Source organism: Methylobacterium sp. D48H (assembly GCF_053345715.1).
The window spans coordinates 291112-313103 of the sequence record NZ_JBKFAP010000002.1; the positions used below are offsets into that span (position 1 = coordinate 291112).

At 71.3% G+C, this 21992-nt stretch carries 16 protein-coding genes, 1 tRNA gene and 2 pseudogenes; 8 read left to right on the forward strand and 11 right to left on the reverse strand.

Annotation, left to right across the window (positions count from 1 at the left end):
* Positions 1 to 19: 19 nt before the first annotated feature.
* Complete coding sequence (gene leuB / locus ACLBX8_RS07545) at positions 20 to 1129, reverse strand: 3-isopropylmalate dehydrogenase (protein WP_447681422.1); 1110 nt, start codon at positions 1127 to 1129, stop codon at positions 20 to 22.
* Between the two features lie 115 nt (positions 1130 to 1244).
* The gene (locus tag ACLBX8_RS07550) at positions 1245 to 1982 is read right to left on the reverse strand and encodes a carbonic anhydrase (protein WP_447714838.1); all 738 of its coding nucleotides are present in this window, start codon (positions 1980 to 1982) and stop codon (positions 1245 to 1247) included.
* A gap of 260 nt (positions 1983 to 2242) precedes the next feature.
* On the opposite strand from ACLBX8_RS07550, the gene ACLBX8_RS07555 reads away from it, so the two are divergent.
* The 3 genes from ACLBX8_RS07555 to ACLBX8_RS07565 all read left to right on the forward strand — a co-directional run bounded on the left by ACLBX8_RS07555 (position 2243) and on the right by ACLBX8_RS07565 (position 5108).
* Positions 2243 to 3097: a hypothetical protein gene (locus ACLBX8_RS07555; RefSeq protein ID WP_447714839.1), complete on the forward strand. Its 855-nt coding sequence runs from the start codon at positions 2243 to 2245 to the stop codon at positions 3095 to 3097.
* 269 nt (positions 3098 to 3366) lie between these two features.
* Positions 3367 to 4932: a 2-isopropylmalate synthase gene (locus tag ACLBX8_RS07560; protein ID WP_091676703.1), complete on the forward strand. Its 1566-nt coding sequence runs from the start codon at positions 3367 to 3369 to the stop codon at positions 4930 to 4932.
* A gap of 100 nt (positions 4933 to 5032) precedes the next feature.
* Positions 5033 to 5108, forward strand: a tRNA-Lys gene (locus ACLBX8_RS07565).
* Between the two features lie 374 nt (positions 5109 to 5482).
* On the opposite strand, the gene ACLBX8_RS07570 is transcribed toward ACLBX8_RS07565, so the two are convergent.
* Both ACLBX8_RS07570 and ACLBX8_RS07575 read right to left on the reverse strand, forming a co-directional pair.
* Entirely contained in the window at positions 5483 to 7957 is a 2475-nt protein-coding gene (locus tag ACLBX8_RS07570) for a Hint domain-containing protein (RefSeq protein ID WP_447714840.1), read from the reverse strand.
* Positions 7958 to 8670: 713 nt separating this feature from the next.
* Positions 8671 to 8850 carry a hypothetical protein gene (locus ACLBX8_RS07575; protein ID WP_447698630.1) on the reverse strand — a complete coding sequence of 60 codons (180 nt, stop codon included), beginning with the start codon at positions 8848 to 8850 and terminating at the stop codon, positions 8671 to 8673.
* 508 nt (positions 8851 to 9358) lie between these two features.
* On the opposite strand from ACLBX8_RS07575, the gene ACLBX8_RS07580 reads away from it, so the two are divergent.
* Complete coding sequence (locus ACLBX8_RS07580) at positions 9359 to 9631, forward strand: hypothetical protein (protein WP_020092139.1); 273 nt, start codon at positions 9359 to 9361, stop codon at positions 9629 to 9631.
* 174 nt (positions 9632 to 9805) lie between these two features.
* On the opposite strand, the gene ACLBX8_RS07585 is transcribed toward ACLBX8_RS07580, so the two are convergent.
* Both ACLBX8_RS07585 and ACLBX8_RS07590 read right to left on the reverse strand, forming a co-directional pair.
* On the reverse strand, positions 9806 to 10099 hold the full coding sequence (locus tag ACLBX8_RS07585; protein WP_056527929.1) for a hypothetical protein: 294 nt from the start codon (positions 10097 to 10099) through the stop codon (positions 9806 to 9808).
* Between the two features lie 231 nt (positions 10100 to 10330).
* Entirely contained in the window at positions 10331 to 13006 is a 2676-nt protein-coding gene (locus tag ACLBX8_RS07590) for an excinuclease ABC subunit A (protein ID WP_447698629.1), read from the reverse strand.
* A 298-nt stretch (positions 13007 to 13304) separates the two neighbouring features.
* On the opposite strand from ACLBX8_RS07590, the gene ACLBX8_RS07595 reads away from it, so the two are divergent.
* Entirely contained in the window at positions 13305 to 14120 is an 816-nt protein-coding gene (locus ACLBX8_RS07595; RefSeq protein ID WP_447698628.1) for a dienelactone hydrolase family protein, read from the forward strand.
* Positions 14121 to 14134: 14 nt separating this feature from the next.
* Here the strand turns inward: ACLBX8_RS07595 and ACLBX8_RS07600 are convergent, their stop codons facing one another.
* A complete protein-coding gene (locus ACLBX8_RS07600) occupies positions 14135 to 14647 on the reverse strand; it encodes a CYTH domain-containing protein (protein ID WP_091677196.1) in 513 nt (170 codons plus the stop codon).
* Positions 14648 to 15237: 590 nt separating this feature from the next.
* Between ACLBX8_RS07600 and ACLBX8_RS07605 the strand changes: the two are divergent.
* The 3 genes and pseudogenes from ACLBX8_RS07605 to ACLBX8_RS07615 all read left to right on the forward strand — a co-directional run.
* Positions 15238 to 15699, forward strand: a pseudogene (locus tag ACLBX8_RS07605) (glycine cleavage T C-terminal barrel domain-containing protein); the annotation flags it as partial.
* Entirely contained in the window at positions 15692 to 16285 is a 594-nt protein-coding gene (locus ACLBX8_RS07610; protein WP_447698627.1) for a sarcosine oxidase subunit gamma, read from the forward strand. The pseudogene ACLBX8_RS07605 and the gene ACLBX8_RS07610, both read left to right, overlap by 8 nt.
* Positions 16282 to 17634, forward strand: a complete 1353-nt coding sequence (locus tag ACLBX8_RS07615) for an L-serine ammonia-lyase (RefSeq protein WP_447698626.1) — start codon at positions 16282 to 16284, stop codon at positions 17632 to 17634. The genes ACLBX8_RS07610 and ACLBX8_RS07615 overlap by 4 nt, the downstream gene beginning before the upstream one ends.
* 35 nt (positions 17635 to 17669) lie before the next feature.
* Here ACLBX8_RS07615 and ACLBX8_RS07620 read toward each other — a convergent pair whose 3' ends face one another.
* From ACLBX8_RS07620 to ACLBX8_RS07635, 4 genes and pseudogenes are all read right to left on the reverse strand, one after another.
* Positions 17670 to 18182 carry a prolyl-tRNA synthetase associated domain-containing protein gene (locus ACLBX8_RS07620; RefSeq protein ID WP_447698625.1) on the reverse strand — a complete coding sequence of 171 codons (513 nt, stop codon included), beginning with the start codon at positions 18180 to 18182 and terminating at the stop codon, positions 17670 to 17672.
* 8 nt (positions 18183 to 18190) lie between these two features.
* Positions 18191 to 18924, reverse strand: a pseudogene (locus tag ACLBX8_RS07625) (electron transfer flavoprotein subunit beta).
* The gene (locus tag ACLBX8_RS07630; protein ID WP_447698624.1) at positions 18921 to 19937 is read right to left on the reverse strand and encodes an FAD-binding protein; all 1017 of its coding nucleotides are present in this window, start codon (positions 19935 to 19937) and stop codon (positions 18921 to 18923) included. The pseudogene ACLBX8_RS07625 and the gene ACLBX8_RS07630 overlap by 4 nt, the downstream one beginning before the upstream one ends.
* Positions 19938 to 20067: 130 nt before the next feature.
* Positions 20068 to 21933: a glycoside hydrolase family 15 protein gene (locus tag ACLBX8_RS07635; RefSeq protein ID WP_447698623.1), complete on the reverse strand. Its 1866-nt coding sequence runs from the start codon at positions 21931 to 21933 to the stop codon at positions 20068 to 20070.
* Between the last annotated feature and the right edge of the window lie 59 nt (positions 21934 to 21992).

Sequence of the window (21992 nt, forward strand, 5' to 3'; positions counted from 1 at the left end):
GACGCGCCGAAGACGTGTCTCAGCCGACCCGGGTGCGGAGCGCGTCCGCCACCGCGCTGGCCATGGCGCGCGTGCCCATCGGGTTCGTGCCCTCGCCGGCGATGTCGGCGGTGCGCGCGCCGCCCGCGAGGGCGTCGGTGATGGCGCCGTCGAGGGCGTCGGCCGCGTCGCCGAGGCCGAAGGAGTAGCGCAGGCACATGGCGAGCGAGCCGATCATGGCGATCGGGTTGGCCTTGTCCTGGCCGGCGATGTCGGGCGCCGAGCCGTGGACCGGCTCGTAGAGCGCGCGGCGCAGGCCGCTCGCGTCGACCGCGCCGAGGGAAGCCGACGGCAGCATGCCCAGCGAGCCGGTGAGCATGGCGGCGATGTCGGAGAGCACGTCGCCGAACAGATTGTCGGTCACCAGCACGTCGAACTGCTTGGGCCGGCGCACCAGCTGCATGGCGCAGTTGTCGGCGAGGACGTGCTCGAGCTGCAGGTCGGCGTAGTGCTCGGCGTGCACCTTGGTGACGACCTCCTTCCAGAGAACGCCCGACTTCATCACGTTGTGCTTCTCGGCCGAGGCGACCCGGCCTGAGCGCTTGCCCGCGAGGTCGAAGGCCACGTGGGCGATCCGCTCGATCTCCGCCGTCGTGTAGACCTGGGTGTCGACCGCCCGCTTGGAGCCGTCCTCCAGCGTGGTGATCTCCTTCGGTTCGCCGAAATAGACGCCGCCGGTGAGCTCCCGCACGATCATGATGTCGAGTCCCTCGACCAGCTCGCGCTTCAGCGCCGAGGCCTCCGCCAGCGCCGGGTAGCAGATCGCCGGCCGCAGGTTGGCGAAGAGGTCGAGCTCCTTGCGCAGGCGCAGCAGGCCGGCTTCGGGGCGGTTCTCGTAGGCGACACCGGCCCATTTTGGTCCGCCGACCGCGCCGAGCAGGATCGCGTCCGCGTCCCTCGCGCGTTGCAGGGTCGCGTCCGCGAGCGGGACGCCGTGCGCGTCGAGGGCGCTGCCGCCGACGAGGTCGGTCTCGGTCTCGAAGGTCGCGAGACCGGTCTCCTTGAGGGTGTCGAGCACCACCTGCATGCCGCCGGCGACCTCCGGGCCGATCCCGTCGCCGGGGAGGAGCAGGAGCTTGTAGCTGGCCATGACGGTCTCGCGGGTTCGGTCTCGACGTGCCGGCGGGCTTTATCGAGGCTGCACCGTCATTGGCAAGCTTCGGCGCAGCGCCCGCCCGCACGCCGGGGCGGATCGCGCACCGCGGTCAGAGGATCACGACCCGGCCCGTGCCGATGTCGTAGAAGCCGCCCACGACCTTCACCCGCTCGGCGGCGACGGCCTCCGCGATGATGGGGCCGGCCTGCTCGAGGCGCCGGACGCTGTGCCGGACATTCTGGGCGATGGCCTCGGCGAGGGGATCCTGCGCACGCGCCTTCTCCGCCAGATCGACCGCCGGGCGAATCGCGTCGATCAGCACGGGGAGATGACCGGGAAGGGTCGCGTTGGTCTTCATGACGTCGATCGTCGCCTTCACGGCCCCGCAATCGGAATGGCCGAGGACGAGGATCAGCGGCGCGCCCAGGACCGACACGCCGTATTCGAGGCTGGCGAGACCGTCGGTGGTGACGAAGTTGCCGGCGACGCGGACGACGAATAGATCGCCCGGTCCCTGGTCGAAGATGAAATCCGGGGCGACCCGGGCATCGGCGCAGCCGACGATACACGCGATCGGATACTGCGCCGCGGCCCGCGCGGCGCGACCGGCCGAGAAGTCCCGGTTCGTCGATGTGTTGGCGACGTAGCGGCTGTTGCCGTCGCGCAGCCGCGTGAGGGCCGCCTCGGGCGTGATGGCGTTCGATCGCGCGCCGTCGGGGGCCGCCTCGGCCCGCCGGATCCCGGCGGAAGCCCCCATCACGGTACCGACCGCGGCCGCGGCCAGCAGGCCGCGCCGGGAGAGAGAGGGTCGATGCAGATCGCACACGGTGGACGGTCCCCTTCGCATCTGACGCCGGCAAGGCCCGGCGGACCGCTCGCTCCGGCAGCGCTGAGACAAGCACTGCGAGTCGTATCCCGGCGCGTTCTTCACCACCGAGTCCAAACTTTGCATGAAATCCTGGACCGAAGGCCGGGCGCGCGGCATCCCTTCGGTCGGGATCCGGCTGAGTCGGGGCGCGGATGTTGGACGATCATTTCCGGGCGCGGATCACTTTGCTTCGATCCGAGCGCGATTTCCGCCCGGCGGTCGCCGGTTACTGCCAGGGCATGATCGAACCGGCGCAGATTGTTTGGCCGAGCCACAAGCTGCTCAATCAGATCGGGCGCTACGTGGTCTCGTTCATGCTGATCCACAACGACTACGCGTGGCGCCATCACGGGGGCCCGCGTCCCACCCTGACGGTCCTCCAGGCGATGGTGGGATCGAGCCCGAGGCAGACGGCCGGCTTCGTGTCGGCCCTGAAGGCCGGGCGATTCGTCACCGCGGTGGCGGATCGGGGCGACGGGCGCGTGAAATGCCTGCAGGCGGCGCCGGCCCTGGTGACCGAGATCGCGCGGAGCGGGCGCCTGTTCGTCGCCGCCATGGACGCGGTGACCCGTCGCGACCCGGGCCACGCCGGGATGCTCGACGGACCCGACCGGCTCGGGGAGCTAATGCGCCTTTCGGCCGCCCACGTGCTGCGGCACGGCACGCTCATCGCGGCGTTCCCGCGGGTGCTCCATTTCGCCGGACGGGACTGCGGCTACCCGCTGCTCACGGCCCTGGTCGGAGCCCATTATGCCGCCACGGTGCCCGGCGCGCCGGCGGCGGTGTCGCTCAGCCTGCGCAGCCTCGCCGAGCGGCTGGACGTGTCGCGGGCCCATGTCGGCAACCTGCTCGGCGAGGCCGAGACCGCGGGATGGATCCGGATCGCCGGCGGCCACCTGACCGCCTTCGACCCGACGCTGCTGGCGGAGTTCGAGGTCTGGGCCGCCGGGCAGATGCTGTTCTACGACGATCTCGCGGCGGCGATCCTCGCGGAGGCGCCGGCCGCGCCCGCCCCGGTCCGCTCCTCCGAACGCGCCGGTCTCGCTTGTGTTCCGGTCGATCCGGGGATACCTACGGGCGGCACCGCGCCGTGAGAACGTCCCGCGCGGGTCGCCGACAGGAGAGACGAGCCTTGGCCAGAGCCGGCTCAGCGATCGAGACCGCCCGCGCCGCCTCTACGGCGCTTCGGTCCCGTGCGCGCCGCTCCGGGCTCCTTCTTCCGCTTCTGCTTACCCGCCCCTGAGGGCCGTCCGGGCGCGCGCCTGGGCCTTCAGGGGAGTTCTTTCATTCGCGAATCCGCCCGCGAGGGCACCACGCCGCGCCGCGCCATCACGTGCCGGGCGGCCCGCGACAGGGTAATGCCATGACTACGACCAGCACCGCTTCCGCCCGCGACCGGATCCTGATCTTCGACACGACGCTCCGCGACGGCGAGCAGTGCCCCGGCGCCACCATGACCTTCGACGAGAAGCTCGCGGTCGCCGAGTTGCTCGACACGATGGGCGTCGACATCATCGAGGCCGGGTTCCCCATCGCGTCGAACGGCGATTTCGAAGCGGTCTCGGAGATCGCCCGGAGGACCAAGCGCGCGACCATCGCCGGACTCGCCCGCGCGATCCCCGCCGACATCGCCCGGGCCGGCGAGGCCGTGCGCCACGCCAAGCGCGCGCGGATCCACACCTTCGTGTCGACCTCGCCGATCCATCTCGCGCACCAGATGCGCAAGAGCCAGGACGAGGTCGTCGAGATCATCCTCAAGACCGTGGCCCAGGCCCGCGACCTCGTCGAGGACGTGGAGTGGTCGGCCATGGACGCGACCCGCACGCCGCTCGACTACCTGTGCCGCTGCGTCGAGGCGGCGATCAAGGCCGGCGCCACGACCATCAACCTCCCCGATACAGTCGGCTACGCCACGCCGTCGGAGTACCGCGACATGTTCGCGAACGTCCGCGCGCGCGTGCCGAATGCCGACAGGGCCGTGTTCTCGGTCCATTGCCACAACGATCTGGGCCTCGCGATCGCCAATTCCCTGGCGGGCATCGAGGGTGGCGCCCGGCAGGTCGAGTGCACGATCAACGGCATCGGCGAGCGGGCCGGCAACGCGGCGCTCGAGGAGATCGTGATGGCGCTGCGCACCCGCGCGGACGTGCTGCCCTACGAGACCGGCGTCGAGTCGACCATGCTGACCCGCGCCTCGAAGCTCGTGAGCCACGCCACGAACTTCCCTGTGCAGTTCAACAAGGCAATCGTCGGCCGCAACGCCTTCGCGCACGAGAGCGGCATTCACCAGGACGGCATGCTGAAGAACGCCGAGACCTACGAGATCATGACGCCGGCCTCCGTGGGGCTGACCAAGACCTCCCTCGTGATGGGCAAACACTCCGGCCGAGCGGCGTTCCGCTCCAAGCTGGAGGACCTCGGCCTGCACCTGTCGGACAACCAGTTCCAGGACGCCTTCGACCGGTTCAAGGCCTTGGCCGACCGGAAGAAGCACGTCTACGACGAGGATATCGAGGCGCTGGTCGACGAGAACCTCGCCACGGCCCACGACCGCATCCGGCTGGTCTCGCTGTCGGTCATCGCCGGCACCCGCGGACCGCAGCGCGCCACGCTGCGGATCGCCGACGAGACCGGCACGCGGATCGAGGAGGCGGACGGCAACGGGCCGGTCGACGCGGTGTTCAACGCGATCTCGGCGCTGGTCCCGCATCAGGCGCAGCTGGAGCTCTATCAGGTCCATGCCGTGACCGGCGGGACGGACGCGCAGGCGGAGGTCTCGGTGCGGCTGCGGGACGGCGAGCGCAGCGTCACCGCGCGCGGCGCCGATCCGGACACGCTCGTGGCGTCGGCGAAGGCGTATCTGTCGGCGCTGAACAAGCTGTCGGCCCATTCCGTGCGCGTGCATGCACAGCATGCGGCGGCGGAATGAGAAAAAGCGGCGGCCGGGGGTGGACAGGCCCCGGCCGCGTTGGTATCAGCCCGCCACCCCGGACGGACTTGGTGGCCACCGGGCGGTCGCAGAAGCGATCGGGCGCATAGCTCAGTTGGTAGAGCAGCTGACTCTTAATCAGCGGGTCCTAGGTTCGAACCCTAGTGCGCCCACCAAGACTTAGCCTACTGCGGGCTCATAGGATCTCAATCCCGTGGAGCGCGCGGTGACAAGGCAGACCGGCCGGCAATCTTCATCGCAGCGTTGAAGCGCTCTCCGTCCGCCAAACCTCGACGGGCGAGCGAGGTCCGCGGAAGCTCGCTTCACGGCTGAGGGCTTCGGTTCGCCACGCCATCGCAACGCTTCGAGCATTGAATTCTGACGGTCGACTTCGAAGATGAGCGCGCAAATGGAGGGGACTGGTTCACGATCGTGACCGTCGCACGATGCGCCTCGCCCACATCCACTCGGTCGCGGGCAAGCCGCCGAAAAAGCCCCGCGCGGCGGTGCCGGCGGGGCTGAGGGTCGGCGCTGGATATCCCGATCGACGCTACGCGGCCAACAGCGCAATCCAAGACCCTGCCGCATCCATCCGCTTGGCGCACATCAAGAGGCCATCGGCCGAGCGACGCACTTCGACACGATGATGCACGTGCGGAGCGAAGCGTACATGCACACCGAGGTCGAAGCCGCATCGCCCGTCGCCGTAGCCGGCCGCAGCAAGGTCCGACCGGAACTCGGCCGCCACCGCGAACGCGACGACGGCACCGTCCACCAACACGTCCAGGCACAGCGGGGTGTCCGGATGCGCCTCGTCGCGCGCCCAGCCCCCGACGTGCAGCAGGCCATCGCCCGTCACGACGCATCGGTCCAGCCACGCTCGCACCGGGCCCGGCTCTGCCGCACCGTCCAACGAGACAGCGCGGAGGGCTAAGCGCCCGCGCAGCGCGGCCAAGTCGGGGCCGAGTTCGGCGCGCGGAGCGTAGGGCATGCGCCCGGTGCCGACGTCGAGGGCCTGCACGCCATCGAAGCCTCCGCGCACGCCGGGCGCCGCCAGGAAGCTCTCCGCCGGAGCATTCTCCGCAAGCAGCAGGTCGTGGGTGTCCAACTCGACGTGCCAGTAGGTCAGATCCGCCACCGCCTCGCCACGCGTGATGCTCGAGCCGTTGACCAGATGTCCCGCGGCCGCGAGCAGCCCGTCCAGCCACAGGCAGTGATCTGGAGAAACAAACAGGTCGCGGGCGGGCACGCCCTCGCTCAGTGCGTCGGCCCGGATGCGGACGGGGCGCTCGGCCGGGGGAACCATCGATCCCCGGTACGCGCGGGTGCCGATCCAACGGATCGGGCGCGGCGTACCGGCAACCGTGATGGCGAGATCGCCCACCGCGAGCTGCTCCACCGGCACGTCCGAGATGACCCGATCGCGCAGGACACGGATCCGCGTCCCGGTCACGTAGCAGGGGGCTGGGTTGGCCGGCTGAGAGGGGTTCGTGGGGTTCGGGGCTGTAGCGGCGCGCACGATCGTGCCGCCCTGGCCGTCCGACACCGCCGCGAAGCTGGTCGTGCGGGGGGCCGACAGCACGAAATTCTCGCTCACCTGCCCGCCACCGGAGCGTGTCCCGGTGATGGTGATCGAGCTGTTCGCACTGTTGTAGCTGACGCTGGAGTTGGTCAGCCCGGCGAGCGCGATCTCGTTGCCCGAACCGAAATTGGAGATGGTGTTGGCGAAGGTGCCACCATTGATCGGCTGAGCGGCCACGTTGAGCCCGAGGCGCGCTGTCGCCGTGCCCGACATCGTGCCGAAGGTGATCGTCCCCGTGCCGGCCGAGGTCGGACCGCCGAGCTGAAGGGTGCTCGACACCGCGCCGCCGTTCGAACCGATCGTGGTGCCGCCGGAGTAGGTGCTGACCCCTGTCAGCGTCTGCGTGCCACCGTTGACCGCCACGCCGCCGGTACCGGAGATCGCGCCGCTGTAGCTGGTCGAACCGTTGGTGATGGTCAGGGCCTGCGCACCGAGCGTCGTCCCGCCGGTGCCCGAGAGCGTGGTGATCGAGGCACCGGCCGTCGTCCCCGAGATGTCGAACGTGCCGGCGTTGGCTACGGGTCCGAGATTGTTGGGAGCGTTGCCGAGGACGCGCAATGTCGTGGCGCCGCCGGCGATCCCGAGGCCGCCGTTCAGCATTCCCGTGCTGGGGGTCAGGCTGTTGGTGCCACCCGTGACGTTGATAGCGACGGCCCGGACGGTTGTGCTGCCGCCGGTGAAGCCGCCCGAGATCGTGCCGGTGTTGGTGATGGCGATGTTCGCGCCGGACAGACCAGCTCCCCCCTGGCCCGCGACGCCCGCCGTCCCGCCGTTCGCGGCTCCGCCCAGTCCGCCGTTTCCGCCCGTGATCTGGCCGGTGTTCGTGCCCGTGCTCCCGTAGAGGAACAGTCCGATGCCGCCGTTACCTCCGCCACCGCCGGAAGCGCCGGGACCGCCGGCGGCACCGCCGGCACCGCCGTTCCCGCCGGTGATCTGAGCGCTCGCGATGAAGGATCCGGGGCCGGGCTCCACGAAGCCGTAACCACCGCTGCCGCCGCCACCACCTCCGCCCGTCCCGTTGCCGGCACCGCCCGTTCCACCGGTGCCGCCGGTCCGGGAAAAGGTGAAGCCTACGCCATTCCCCGTGTTGGAGAGGTACTGGCCGTGGCTGCCGCCGCCGCCGCCACCGCCGCCGTCGCCGGGATTCGGACCGGCGAGGCCAGCCCCGCCAGCCCCCCCGAAAAAGCTGGAGCCCGTGTTGGTCGAGTAGGCGCCACCCGTTCCCGACGTGTTGGTGACAGTTCCACCAGCCGCCGCGCCCCCGTTGCCGCCGGCGCCTCCGACCGAGCCCGCGGCACCGCCCGCACCTCCGCCGCTCCCCTGGGCAGAAGCGCCGCCGTTTCCACCGGCCGCGCCGGTGCCGTTCGCCACCTCGTCCGCCCCGGGCTGACCGCCGGTGCCGTTGACCGGATCTGCGCCGCTCCCGCCCTGACCGCCCGACATCGCCGCGTTCCCAACCATCCGTATCGACCCGCCATCCGCAATCTTGCGCGGGCGGGTGCTTGCCGTCAGCGTGACGCCTGTAGGCCCTCGGAGTCGAGGATGCAGCGTCGCCTAATCGGTGATCGCCGGGCTCGAGACAGCGCTTTTTGATCCGTTGTGCTCTCTCCGCGACAGGAGGTCAGACTGATCTGGCACGGAAACTGATTTGATGGCCTTTCATGCCCCTCTGCTGGGAAGAATAGTTATCAACAAGTCGACAGGTTGGTTCGCACGCCACTCTTGCGCCCCAGCGCAGGGGTCGATCCAGATGTGGCCCGTCCGCAGTGCGACATATCTCAGAATGGATTCGGCGAAGCCCCGCGCGACGAATGCCGGCGGGGCTGAGGTCGGCTCAGGGTCGGGAGCTTAGTCTGCGCGCGGGCGGCGCCTCTCCTTCCTATGTCTCGATCGCGCCGATTTCCGAATTGGGCTCGGCCATGCCGTTCCCGATCAGCTACGCATAGAAGGCCAGAGCGTGGCCCGCGCCCGATTCGCCGCGTCAGGCCCGCTCGCCTTCGAGATCACCCCGAGGGGCTTGGCGACTGTCACCCGGGTCAAAGAGAGAAGCGCCTCATTGTGCAGCGGCTTCCAAGTGGCTGCTCGGTCTTCGATCCGAACGTCACGACGGCCCGCGCCTCGGCGAAATGCTCCTCGTCGTGCGGATCCTACCCGAGCTAAGCCAGCACCAACCGCTCGCTCGCCGCTCGCCGGGCATTCGTCGGCGAGAGCAGCACGCCCCGGCCGAAGGTGTCCCGTTTGGTCTGACCGATGGCGCTGCGGTACTGGACGATCCGCTGCCGCGAGCCGCCCGCGCCGGTGCGCAGGCCGAAGACAGGGAGGTCGTCGAACACCACGAGGCGATCTTTTCCGACCGCGAGTTCGCGGCGGCAGCGGTCTGTTCGGCGAGGCGACTTCCGGCAAGCAGGCAGAGCGTCTTCAGCGGTGCCCCGCGTTGGACAATCGGCGGGTCCATCGATTTCAAGAGCGCGCTCAAGCTGTCGGCGACGCCGGCAAGCAGAACATGCGCGTCTCGGCGCCCGGAGCGTCGTCCTCTTACGCAGCGGGTCCCAGGTTCGAACCCCAGCGCGCCCACCGAGCCTTCGAGGACCATGGCCGAACCGCTCGGCAGCGTGCTCCGCCAACCTTTCTTGCCTTCGGCGCGTCCTACGAAGGTGCGGCGCGTTTTCCGATCTCGACGTGGGGGCGCCGTCCCGGTTAGCTGGTGTGGCACGGATCGGAGGGTCAGGAGGGAGCTGTGACAGGAGTTCGGCTGCGCGTGTCCGCCCCAAGGTGTCGTGCCCGCGCCGGTCGCGTCGGCGTAAAGCCCTGCATGTCCGGCGGAGAGCGGGATCGGGAGGGGACATGACGTCCACCGCTCTCGCCGTGATGATGGCCGGCGTGCTGGGGGCCTTCTGCACGATCGTGTTCGCGGTCGACTGGGTACCGGGCTCCGTCGTTGGATTGCCGAACCTGCCGAGCCGGCGCGTGATCGGCCTGTGGGTCTACAACGGCGTTCTCTGCCTCGCCCTGGCTGCTTGGTTGGTGTGCACGTATTTCTGCACCGTCGACGGCTACGACGACATTCCCGCGGTGCGCGACAGCTACTGCAGGCCGCACGCGACCGTGGGCGCGTGACCGGCGCTTCTCCGGGCTCGGCGGGGCGCTGTGGCCCGCACGGGGGGGCCACCCTGAAAGTCGGGTCCGCGGCGGCGCATACGGGTCAGGGCCTGACCAACCGTCCGCCGCGCGGCACGCCGACGGCGCTGGATCGGCCGGCGACGTCCGGCCGGAATGCCCGGCGTGGATCCCTTAGCTGAGCTTGTCGTCGGGCTCCGTGGGCTCCACGCTCGTGCCCAGCGCACCGCCCGCGGGCGGATCGGTCCGACCGCGCTGGTCCCGGCCCGAGACTCCGTCCGTCTCGCCCGCCCGCTGCCCATGCGGGTGCAGCGCGTGACGGTCGGCGCGGGCCATCTCCTTGTGGGTCGGGATGGACCGCCACGGCGCCGAAGCGGTTCCCAGGCGAAGCGTTGAAGGGGACCGCGTGAGGAACACCGCGAGCAGCACCCACGGAATGACGAACACGGCGAACGCGGTGAGGCCCATGGCGATCCTCCGGAGAATTCAGCAGTAACGGTTGAAACTCCGGCAGCTCAGTACTGATCCCGCAGACCTCACTTTAATCGATACTGCACCGCAGCGCGTTCTCCGGCGCGCAAGACGCGGAACACGATCGACCCGTCAGACCGTCGGACCAGTGCCGGCAACCCGGCGCGTGACGCGTGCGCGCGGCACGCCTTCGTCCTCCGAGCCCTGTGCCGGCCGCGGTGGGTGACCTCAGCCCGGCGGCCGCGTGCGGACCGTCGCGAGTTCCTCGCGCAGATAGGGCGACGTGCGGCCGGCCGCGGCCGCGGCGACGATCTCGGGCCGGCCGGCGGCCACGACGGTGCCGCCCTGGTCGCCGCCGCCGGGGCCCATGTCGATCACGTGGTCGGCCCGGGCGACGACGCGCATGTCGTGCTCGACCATGACGACGGTGTTGCCCGCGTCGACCAGACCGTTGAGCTGGACCATGAGGCGGTCGACGTCGGTCGGGTGCAGGCCGGTCGTCGGCTCGTCGAGGACGTAGAGCGTGCCGCCGCGTTGCCCGCGCTGCAGCTCGGTGGCGAGCTTGATGCGCTGGGCCTCTCCACCGGAGAGTTCGGTCGCCGGCTGGCCGAGCCGCAGGTAGCCGAGGCCGAGATCGCGCAGCACGGTGAGCGGCCGCAGCACGGACGGCTCGTCCGCGAAGGCCGCGCAGGCCCGGTCGACGGTTAGCGCGAGCACGTCCGCGATGCTCAGCCCGTTCCACGTCACCGCCAGCGTCTCCGGCGCGTAGCGCGTGCCGTGGCAGGTCGGGCAGGGGGCGTAGACGCTCGGCATGAACAGCAGCTCGACGCTGACGAAGCCCTCGCCCTCGCAGGCCGGGCAGCGCCCCTTGGCCACGTTGAAGGAGAAGCGGCCCGCATCGTAGCGGCGCCGCCGAGCCTCCGGGGTCGCGGCGAACAGCTTGCGGACGGCGTCGAACAGTCCTGTGTAGGTGGCGAGGTTCGAGCGCGGCGTGCGCCCGATGGGCTTCTGGTCGACCTGCACCAGGCGCCCGATCCCGTCCATGCCGCCGGCGATGCGGCCCTCCGACGGGCCCGGCACCTCGTCCAGGGGATCGTCCGGCTCGTCCTCGGTCTTCACCGGCCGGCCGAGACGCTCGCCGACCAGCTCGAGCAGGGCCTGACTGACCAAGCTCGACTTCCCGGAGCCCGAGACGCCGGTCACGGCGGTGAGACACCCGATCGGGAAGGGGACCGAGACGCCCTTCAGGTTGTTGCGAACGATGCCTTCGAGGCGCAGCCACCCCGCGGGCTCCCGCGACGGCCGCGGGGGCGCCTCCACCAGCCCGAACAGGTAGAGCCGCGTCCGGGACGCCGCGACGTCACGCAGGCCCTCCGGCGGCCCGCTGTAGAGGATCGTGCCGCCGTTCTCGCCCGCTTCCGGCCCGACGTCGACCAGCCAGTCGGCGCGGCGCATGGTGCCGATGTCGTGCTCGACGACGAAGAGCGAATTGCCCGCGGCGCGCAGCTCGGCCAGCGCGTCGTGCATGGCGTCCCCGTCGGCGGGGTGCAGACCGGCCGTGGGCTCGTCGAGCACGTAGACGACGCCGAACAGCTGTGAGCGCAGCTGGGTCGCGAGGCGGAGGCGCTGCAGCTCACCCGACGACAGGGTCGTGGTGACACGGTCCAGCGAGAGGTAGCCCAGGCCCAGATCCGCGAGCGTCCCGATGCGCGCGATGAGGTCCGAGGCCAGGCGCTGGGCGGCGAGGCGCTTCTCGATCGACAGGTTCGGCGTGACGCGCACGTCCGGCGCGCCCGCATGGGCCGAGCCACCGGACGCGGCACGCTCGGCGCGGTCCTTCCGGCCCACCGCGCGGTCGAGGGTGGCGGGTGCGGCGTCGGCCTCGGGCTGCCGGTCCTCGGCCGCCGGCCTCAGGGCCTCGGCGAGCGCCGAGAGCGGCATGCGTGAGAGCGCGCCGATATCCAGCCCGGCGAACGTGACCGAGAGCGCCTCGGGCTTCAGCCGCTTGCCGTGGCAGGCCGGGCAATCCTCGCTCACGAGGTAGCGCGCGGCGCGGCGGCGCATCAGCGCGCTCTGCGAGTTGGTGAAGGTGCCGAGCACGTGGCGGCGGGCGCTGGTGAAGGTGCCCATGTAACTCGGCTCCAGGCCGCGGCGGCGGGCGAGCCGCGTCTGCTCCGGGGTGAGGCCGGCATAGACCGGCTCCTGCGGCTGCTCGTCCGTGAACAGGATCCAGTCCCGGAGCGTCCGGGGCAGCGCTTTCCAGGGCGTGTCGACGTCGACGCCCCGGCTGACAAGGATGTCCCGCAGGTTCTGGCCGCCCCAGGCCTGCGGCCAGGCCGCGACGGCCCGCTCGCGGATCGTCAGGGACGGGTCCGGCACCATCGAGGCTTCCGTCGCCTGGTAGACCCGCCCGAGGCCGCCGCAGGATGGGCAGGCGCCCTGCGGCGTGTTGGGCGAGAAGTCCTCGGCGTAGAGCATCGGCTGGCCGGGCGGGTAGGTGCCGGCGCGCGAGTACATCAGGCGCACGAGGCTCGACAGGGTCGTGACGCTGCCGACCGAGGAACGCGCGCTTGGGGTGCCGCGCTGCTGCTGGAGCGCGACAGCGGGCGGGAGGCCCTCGATCGCGTCGACGTCGGGGACGCCGACCTGGTCGATCATCCGCCGCGCGTAGGGCGCGACCGATTCGAAGTAGCGGCGCTGCGCCTCCGCGTAGAGGGTGCCGAAGGCCAGCGAGGACTTGCCGGATCCGGAGACGCCCGTGAACACGACGAGCGCGTCGCGCGGCATCTCCACGTCGATGTCGCGCAGGTTGTGCTCCCGCGCGCCCCGGACCGTGACGTAGCCCGTCCGCCCCGCACCCGCCCGCGCGATCGTCGTGTCGCGCCGGGGTTTCGCTTGGTCCATGAGCAGCCTTCTCGAAGGAGGCCGGCGCCCCCGCGGATCGTGAAATCGGGAGACCGGAGACCGGAGACCGGCGCGGGCGACGGGGCCGTCACCGCGCGGGCCGCCGTGGCGACCCGTATACCGTCCGGCCCACAAACCGAAGCCGGACCGCGCCGGGAACGCGTCAGACAGCTGGCTTCGCGGCGGAGCGACCGGGATAGCACGGTCGCAGGCGTGGACCGTCGCCGCAGCACCACCGGACCGGATCAGGTCACGGGCCTTCTCCTCGCTCCTGGCGATCGGCGGCCCGAGACGTGGGGTGCGGTCGACGGCCTGGCGATTTTCCGAAGGCGGGCGCAGAACGTGTGGGCGCCCCGTCGAGGAACCGAGCATGGTCAACGAGCACGTCGCGATCCGGACCGAGGACGGCGTATGCGGGACGCACGTCGTCGCGCCGGACGGCGCGGGGCCCTGGCCGGCCGTGATCCTGTACATGGATGCCGGCGGTATCCGACCGGCCCTCGTCGACATGGCGCGGCGGCTCGCGACCGGCGGCTATCTCGTTCTGTTACCGGACCTCTTCTACCGCTACGGGCCCTATGGCCCCTTCGTCCCCGCGGACGTGTTCAAAGGCGATTTCCGAGCGATCCTCGGCCCGCTGATGGCGACGACGGACAATCTCAAGGCCGCGACCGATACAGCGGCGCTCCTCGCCTATATCGACACGCGCGACGACGTCGCGGGGCGTGCGGTTGGGGCGGTAGGCTTCTGCATGGGCGGCCGCATGGCTATCACGGCGGCCGGCACGTATCCGGACCGGTTCGCCGCCGTCGCCAGCTTCCACGGCGGCAATCTCGCGACCGAGGAACCCGCGAGCCCGCATCATCTGGCGCCCGCGCTGAGGGCCGAGGTGTATATCGCGGCCGCCGAGAACGACGGAAGCTACCCGTCCGCGATGGCCGAGCGGCTGGAGACGGCGCTTTCGCGAGCCGGTGTCCGGTATGCGGCGGAGACCTATCCCGCCGCGCACGGCTGGATGATGCCGGACTTCCCCGTCCACGATCGCGCGGCCGCGGAGCGCGGCTTGGCGGCGATGGGCGCCTTGTTCGACCGCGCCCTGCGCAGCACGGGCTGAGCGCGGCCGCGTCGCTAAGCGGCCACCGGCAGCCGCAGCACGTCGTCCATCGTGATCGGCCGGCCGGCCTCGCAGCAGAGATGGAGCAGTGTGGACTGGCGGAACCGCAGGTCGCCGGTCACCTCCTCGCCGAGCCAAGCGGGCTTGCTGAAGGACTGATCGGCCCGCGCGAGCTCGACCTCGGCCAGGACCATCCCGGCCAGCGAACCCTGGAAGACGTCGACCTCCCAGGTCAGTCCGTCGTGCGGCACGCAGTAGCGGATCTTCTCGATCACGTTGCCGGTGCACACCTGATCGACCATGGCGGCGCCGTCGGCATGCGGGATCTCGTACTCGAACTCCGCGCGGGCGATGCCTTCGCGCGCGCCCTTGACCGTCAGCCAGGCACGCTCGCCGTCGAGCCGCACCCGGACCTTCCCGCGCGCGAAATGACCGACCAAGCCGTCCTTCAGGTGCCGAATGGATGTGGCCGCGTCGCGCCAGCCCGCGCCTGCCACGAGGAACTTCCGCTCGATCTCTAACCGCATTCACGCGTCCATTGCTTCGGCCGGACGCCTCGTAGCCCATCGGGGCCGCCGAGTCAGGCGGACTGGGGCATCCGGTGCGGACGCGCGGGAACGGGACTCGGCCTCGACGCAGATGTGCCGCTCACCGTTACGGCAGAACGATCGTCAGCCTCTCGGATCGCCGTCGATCCGGCGACGTCGTGCCCGGGCGCGAACCGTGCCGTCGGCGTGACCGAGTCGATGATCGCGGGAGCGTAAGAACAAGCGGCGGCGCCGCGAACGATGGGCCTGCAAAGGAACGCGGCCGTTCCTGCACAATATGTTCTCATCGCTGTCTAAATCGGTACCAATGCTGCAGTGCATTGTGAATTCATGACGGTAAAATTCCGGACGTGTCGTCTTCCCGCCAGAAAGCGTCGCAGAAAGGCAAGCCCGTGAGGGGCCCGCCGGTAGCTTTTCATTGTCATTGATATAAGGCTCGCTCAGCTCAGGGTAATAATCGACGACTGTAAAATGCAATAGATCGCAGAGATCGTAACCACATGGGTCGTATTACCTTAGCGGTCGTGAGCTAGATCTTCGGCTGGAGCTGCGCGAGGGCCTCGCGACCCGGGACCGAGATGATGCACGTCTTCCGGGCCGAGAAGGGCTACATCATCGTCGGTCAGGAGACGGACGGGACCGTCACCCCGGATGCTGTCGGGCTGGCCGGCATGATCGCCAAGGCGAAGACGGATTTCGTCGGCAAGCGCTCGCTCGCCCGGCCCGACGGGGTCGCCTCCGGCCGCAAGCAGCTGATCGGGCTCGTCACCGACGACCCGCGATGCGTCCTCGACGAGGGCGCCCAGGTCGTCGCCGACCCGAACCAGCCGATCCCGATGCGGATGCTCGGCCACGTCACCTCAAGCTACTGGAGCACGAATTGCGAGCGCTCCATCGCGCTGGCCCTCGTGGCGGGCGGGCGCGACCTGCTTGGCCAGACCCTCCACGTCACGACCCCGGACGGCTTCACCACCGCCACCGTGGCCGAGCCGGTGTCCTTCGATCCCAAGGGGGAGCGCATCCATGCTTGAGGCACGCTACCGCACCGCCCGGGCGCTCCCGCTCGGCCGCACCGAAGCGCCCGCGCCGGTCGGCGCCGGCCTCCTGATCCGGCCGGCCGCGGCCGAGGCGCGCTTCTCCCTGCGCCTGCGCGGTTCCCTCGGGTTGGCGGCCGGTTTCCCCCTCGACCGCCCGATCAACACCCTGTCGGGCGACGAGACCCGGTGGATCGCCCGCCTCGGCCCCGACGAGTGGCGGATCGGCGCGCCCGAGACCGATGCCGACATCCTGGCCGCCGCCGCGACCGCCGACCTCGCCGGCCGGGCGCACGCCCTCGTGGACGTGTCGCACCGCAACGTCGAAATCGACGTCCGCGGGGACGCGGCCGCGATCGCCCTCAACGCCGGATGCCCCCTCGACCTCGGCGACGCCGCCTTCCCGGCGGGCAGCGCCACCCGCACGCTCCTCGCCAAGGCCGAGATCGTGCTGATCCGTCGCCCCGGCCCGGTCCCGATATACCGGGTTGCGTGCTGGCGGTCCTTCGCGACCTACGTGTATGGCTTGCTGAAGGAAGCCGCCTTCGGGGCCGGCCCGCTGGAGAGAGCCGCCGCGCGATGATCAGCGCCTTCGATCTGTTCAAGATCGGGATCGGCCCGTCGAGTTCCCACACGATCGGGCCCATGGTGGCCGCGCGCCGCTTCCGCGACCGCATCGCCGGCCGGTCCGGCGTCGCGCGGGTGTCCGCGGAGATCTTCGGCTCCCTCGCCTGGACCGGGCGCGGCCACGGCACCGACGTGGCGATCTTCCTCGGCCTGCTCGGCCACGAGCCCGCGACCGTCGATCCGGACGCCGTGGCGGGCTACACGCGGGACCTGGCCGAGACCGGCGCCATCGGCCTGCCGAGCGTCGCCTTCGACCCGACGAAGGACCTGGTCTTCAACTTCACCGAGGTGCTGCCCCGCCACACGAACGGCATGCGCTTCCGCGCCCATGACGCCGACGGCGCCGTGCTGGACGAGGTGGTCTGCTACTCGGTCGGCGGCGGCTTCGTCGAGGAGGAGGGGGCGGGGGAGACCGGCGGCCCCGGCGCCGTCGCGGTGCCCCACCCGTTCGAGAGCGGTGCCGACCTGCTGCAGATCTGCGCCGAGACCGGCCTCACCATCCCGCAGGTCCAGATGGCCAACGAGCGTGCCCTGCGCACCGAGGCGGAGATCGAGGCCGGGCTCGACGCCGTCCGCGACGCCATGCTGGCCTGCATCAGTCGTGGCCTGCGCATGGACGGCGAGCTGCCCGGCGGCCTCAGGGTCCGGCGGCGCGCGAAGCGCCTGCACGAGACCCTCGAGGCGACCCGCCTCACGAACAGCCGGCCGGCCCACGAGATCATGGACTGGATCAGCCTGTTCGCCCTGGCGGTGAACGAGGAGAACGCGTCCGGCGGCCGGATCGTCACGGCGCCGACCAACGGCGCGGCCGGGATCGTGCCGGCGGTGCTGCGCTACATCGTCGACTTCTATCCCGGCTGGAGCGAGGCGCGCGGCCGCGATTACCTCCTCGCCGCCGCGGCGATCGGCGGCCTGATCAAGCGCCGGGCCTCGATCTCGGGCGCCGAGGTCGGCTGCCAGGGGGAGGTCGGCTCCGCGGCCGCCATGGCGGCCGCCGGGCTCGCGTCCGTCCTCGGGGGCGACGCGCGGCAGGTCGCCAACGCCGCCGAGATCGCCATGGAGCACCATCTGGGCATGACCTGCGACCCGATCGGCGGGCTCGTCCAGATCCCCTGCATCGAGCGCAACGCCTTCGGCGCCAACAAGGCGGTGGCGGCCGCATCCCTCGCCCTCCACGGCGACGGGGTGCATTTCGTCAGCCTCGATCAGGTCATCGAGACGATGCGCCAGACCGGCCACGACATGCAGGCCAAGTACAAGGAAACCTCCCTCGGCGGCCTTGCGGTCAACGTGGCCGCCTGCTGAGCGCGACGTCCCGCGCGGCCTCGCAGGGGACCGTGTCAGGCCACCTGCGACGCCCCCGGCAGCGCGAATGGCTCCGGCGCGTGACCCTCCGCGCGGAGCGCGGCCAGCAGGTCGTCGGGCGCGAGGTTGAGGGTGCGCGTGCTCACCAGGGGATGGACGTTGATCCGCGCCTCCGCGAGCAGGCTGTCCTGGACGAAGATCCGCACGCTGTCCGGCGCGGCATTCAGGGCGGCGAGCGGCGAGACCGCGCCGCTCGCGACGCCGAGCTGCTCGCCGAGCGCCTCGGCACTGGCGAAGGACAGGCCGCCCCGCGCGCCGAGGACGGCCCGGAACGCCTTCAGGTCCACCTGGGCGTCGTGACGGAGCGTGACGAGGAAGTACGTCTTCTTGCCGTCGCGAAGGAACAGGTTCTTGGTGTGCGCGCCGACGATGTCGCCGCAGGCCGCCATCATCGCCTCGACGGTCAGGACCGGCGCGTGCTCGTTGAGCTTGTAGGTGACCCCGAGCGCGCGCAGCCGGGCCAGGAGATCGTCGGAGGTCATAGCCATCGGGTTCCTCATCGGGATTCGCGGGCCGGCGGACCGAGGACGCCGATCCGGCGCAGGTGAGCCAGAATCTCCCGGGCGGCCTCTCCGGTCGCCGCCCTCAGCCGCTCCGCCGCCGAGCCGCCGGACGGCGCACCTTTCACGATTTTCGGCCGGCGGCGATAGGGGCGCTCCTCGAAGACCGGGACGGGGGCCGCCGCCGCGGCCGGGTCGCCCGCAACGGTCTCGATCACGCCGTGCGGCGCCTGCCCGTAGGCGAAGGGGAGCGGCGCGGGCGCGTCGGGATGGATCGTGGCCAGGACCGGACCGCGCAGGCGCACGCGGCGGCGGGCACCGCGGCCGAGGGTCTGGTCGAGGGACAATTCGCCCGCGTCGCCGGGCGCGAGGGCGACGATATCGGGGATCAGGAGGCAGTCGAGGGCCTCCGCGACCGCGTAGGGAACCATCCCGGTCTCGTCGCCCCCTGGCCGCGACGGCCCGCGAGGATCAGGCCGGGCGCCATCCCCGCGAGGCGCGCGGAGAGGGCCGGCACCGGATCTGCCCCCGCCGGCACGCGGACGTGGACGATCCGGGACAGGCCGTGGCCCAGCGCGTCCGCGACGGCGGCCGCGGCCGGCCCGGCGTGGAGGCCCACGGCCTCGCCGAGGCCCGTCGCGAGACGGATCGCCTGGGCCTCCAGCCGCGGCAGGGCCGTCGCGCCCGAGACCGGATGCCGTCCCGCGGAGAGGAGCACGACGCTGGTCACGGGCTGCCCACCGGGCACGCGGCTTCCTCGGCCAGGAGCCGCAGCAGGGCGGGCATGACCGCCTGCGCGTCCTGCACGATGGCGAGGCCCGCCCGCTCGATCATCGCCGCGTGCAGGTCGGTGTTGATCGCCACGACGTGCTCGCAGCCCGCGATACCCTGCAGGTGCTGCGGCGCCCCCGTGATGCCGAGGGCGAGGTAGCAGGTCGCCGCCAGGACGATGCCGGAGGCGCCGACCTGGGTTCGGCGCGGCATCTGCCCGGAATCGCACAGGACCCGGCTTGCGCCCGGGGTCGCGCGGAGCGCCGCGACGAGCTGCCGGAACGCGTCGAGGTCGGTCACCCCGTTCCCCGCGGCGGTGACGAACGCGGCGAGCGCGAGCGGCACCCTGGCCGGATCGGCCTGGACGTGCCGCACCGAGAGGACCGCCGTCCCGGCGAGCGCGGGCTTCGCCACCGCGACCGCCAGCGGCCGAGCCTCCCAGGGCGGCCCAGCATACTCGGCCACCGCGTCTGGGGCGACGGTGGCGAGCAGGCCCGGCGCGGCCCGCTGCTCGACGCTGCGGCCCCGCGCCGGGCGGACCAGCCCGGAGGCGGAGACGCCCTCGGCCTGGGTGAACAGCAGCGCGCCGAGCCGGACCGCGACCCGGCGGGCGACGTCGCCGCCGTCGATGGATTCCGGGAACAGGACGTGCCGCGGATCGAGCGCCGTCAGGGCCGCGGCGATCCGGGCGGCCCGGCCGGCGGGATCGTAGGCGCTATCGTGGAAGGCCCGCACGGCGCCGTCGTCGTCCCGGACGATCGCCACCGAGGTCTTGCCGATGTCGACGACCATGACGTCGCCGGCCTCCGGCACGTCGGGCTCGACGCCGACGTAGATCCAGTGGCGGCCGAAGATGACCGCCATGTCGGCCTTGAAGACTTCGGGGCTCAGGTAGAACTCGGCCGGCAGGCTGTAGCCGCGACGGCGCTCGCACCAGAGACGCTGCAGAGGGGTCGGCGTCACGTCGAGCATGGGACCTCCGGAGCCATTCAGGCCCCGAAACTATCGTCGCCGGACCGGCCGCCCGCTGCCACGCCAGCGACACTCGCTTGGTCAACGGCGACGTGGCGTGGACCGGCCCGTGCCGGGGGCCGGGGCGCCGCTACTCGGCGGCCGACCGCGTGACGGTCTCCGCCCCGTCGTCCACGCCGAAGCGCGCGATGCTGTCCTCCAGCCGCAGCGCGGCGTTGATCAGGGCCATGTGGGAGAAGCCCTGCGGCGTGTTCCCACGCTGCGCCCCGGTGGCCGGGTCGATCTCCTCGGCGAGCAGCCCGACATCGTTGCACCGGGCGATCAGGCGCTCGAAGGCGGCCCTGGCCTCGCTGGTCCGCCCGTCGAGGGCGAGGCAGCCGACCCGCCAGAACGCGCAGGCCGTGAACGTGCCCTCGTCGCCCTCCAGCCCGTCCTCCATGCGGTAGCGGTAGATCAGGTCGCCGACGCCCAGTTCGCGCTCGACCGCCGCCAGGGTCGCGCGCATGCGCGGCTCCCGCGGGTCGAGGGCCCCGAACAGGGCGACGCGCAGGACCGCGGCGTCGAGGTGGTGCGAATCGTAGGCGCCGACATAGGCCCGCTTCTCGGCGTTCCAGCCCTTCTCCAGGTATTCCGACCGGATCTCGGCGGCGATCCGATCCCACTCGGCGATCGTCGCCTCCGGCACGCCCGCGATGTTGCGGGCGATCCGGGCCGCGTCCCGCAGGGCGACCCAGATCATCGCCTTGGTGTGGACCTGCTGGCGCGGCCCGGTGCGCAGCTCCCAGATGCCGTTATCCGCGTCGTGGCGGTGGCGGATGGCGCGGGCGGTGAGATTGTCCAGCACCTCCGGCAGCCGATCGTTGACCTTCTCGGGCGGGTCGTAATCGACCGCCTCGAGGAAGACGCACAGCGCCCGGATCAGCTCGCCGTAGATGTCGTGCTGGTCCTGGCACTCGGCGATGTTGCCGATCACCACCGGCCCCACCCCGTTCCAGCCGGCGAGGTGGCTCAAGGCCTCCTCCGGCGGCATGTCGCCGGCGATGCCGTACATGAGCCGAGTCTCCCGCCCGAAGGTGCCGTCGCGCTCCCGCAGGAAGCGCAGGAACTCGGACGCCTCGCGGACGTAGCCCAGCATCACGAAGGCGGTGACCGTGAAGGCGGCGTCCCGCATCCAGGTGAAGCGGTAATCGTAGTTGCGGTTGCCCGGAACCGCCTCGGGCAGGCCGGCCGTGGCCGCCGCGACGATCCCGCCCGAGGGCGAGTAGGTCAGCAGCTTCAGGCACAGGGCGGACCGCATCACCGCGTCCCGGTAGGCGCCGCGATAGGTGCTCCGGGCGCACCAGCGGCGCCAGTAATCGGCGGTCGACTCCAGCCGCCTTTGAGCGCCGGCGAAATCCTCGATGCAGGCCTCGTCCTGATCCTCGCCGTGGGTCAGGACCAGGTAGGCGGTCTCGCCCTCCGCGAGGTCGAAGTGGACCTCGGCCGCGTCGCCCGCGAGGGTCGGGCACGCGTGCGCGTTGACCCGGACGCGCCAGTCCCCGGCCTCGAACAGGACCGACCCGCCCTCGACCAGCGGCGTGCAGGGGCGACGGGCGTAGTCGAAGGTCGGACGGACCCGGAACACGCCCGAGACCCGGCCCTGCTCGCAGGTCAGCAGCCGGATCAGGCGGCTCTCGCTCTCGCCGTCCGGCCCCTCGTCGGGCTCCGGGCTCGGCGGGTTGACGGGCATCAGGTCGACGAGGCGCGCCCGGCCGGTCTCCGTGGTGAAGGTCGTCTCCAGGATGTTGGTGTCGGGCAGGTAGCGGCGCGCGCTCCCGGTCGGGCCGTCGAGGGCGAGGCTGCACGATCCGCCCTTCTCGTCGTCGAGGAGCTTCACGAACAGCGCCGGCGAATCGTGGCGCGGCCAGCACAGCCAGTCGATGGAGCCGTCCCGGGCGATCAGCGCGCAGGAATGGGTGTCACCGATGAGGGCGTAATCGCTGATGGGCTTCGACACGGGGCTTCCGGATGGCGGCACCCGGTCCGCCGGGCAGGACAGAGTCCTGAGGTAGCAGG

Excerpts from the sequence above, each read along its gene's own strand:
- leuB (WP_447681422.1), bottom strand. The coding sequence starts at position 1,129 with ATGGCCAGCTACAAGCTCCTGCTCCTCCCCGGCGACGGGATCGGCCCG.
- ACLBX8_RS07550 (WP_447714838.1), bottom strand. The coding sequence starts at position 1,982 with ATGCGAAGGGGACCGTCCACCGTGTGCGATCTGCATCGACCCTCTCTC.
- ACLBX8_RS07555 (WP_447714839.1), top strand. The coding sequence starts at position 2,243 with ATGATCGAACCGGCGCAGATTGTTTGGCCGAGCCACAAGCTGCTCAAT.
- ACLBX8_RS07560 (WP_091676703.1), top strand. The coding sequence starts at position 3,367 with ATGACTACGACCAGCACCGCTTCCGCCCGCGACCGGATCCTGATCTTC.
- ACLBX8_RS07570 (WP_447714840.1), bottom strand. The coding sequence starts at position 7,957 with ATGTCGGGCGGTCAGGGCGGGAGCGGCGCAGATCCGGTCAACGGCACC.
- ACLBX8_RS07580 (WP_020092139.1), top strand. The coding sequence starts at position 9,359 with ATGACGTCCACCGCTCTCGCCGTGATGATGGCCGGCGTGCTGGGGGCC.
- ACLBX8_RS07585 (WP_056527929.1), bottom strand. The coding sequence starts at position 10,099 with ATGGGCCTCACCGCGTTCGCCGTGTTCGTCATTCCGTGGGTGCTGCTC.
- ACLBX8_RS07590 (WP_447698629.1), bottom strand. The coding sequence starts at position 13,006 with ATGGACCAAGCGAAACCCCGGCGCGACACGACGATCGCGCGGGCGGGT.
- ACLBX8_RS07600 (WP_091677196.1), bottom strand. The coding sequence starts at position 14,647 with ATGCGGTTAGAGATCGAGCGGAAGTTCCTCGTGGCAGGCGCGGGCTGG.
- ACLBX8_RS07610 (WP_447698627.1), top strand. The coding sequence starts at position 15,692 with ATGCTTGAGGCACGCTACCGCACCGCCCGGGCGCTCCCGCTCGGCCGC.
- ACLBX8_RS07615 (WP_447698626.1), top strand. The coding sequence starts at position 16,282 with ATGATCAGCGCCTTCGATCTGTTCAAGATCGGGATCGGCCCGTCGAGT.
- ACLBX8_RS07620 (WP_447698625.1), bottom strand. The coding sequence starts at position 18,182 with ATGGCTATGACCTCCGACGATCTCCTGGCCCGGCTGCGCGCGCTCGGG.
- ACLBX8_RS07630 (WP_447698624.1), bottom strand. The coding sequence starts at position 19,937 with ATGCTCGACGTGACGCCGACCCCTCTGCAGCGTCTCTGGTGCGAGCGC.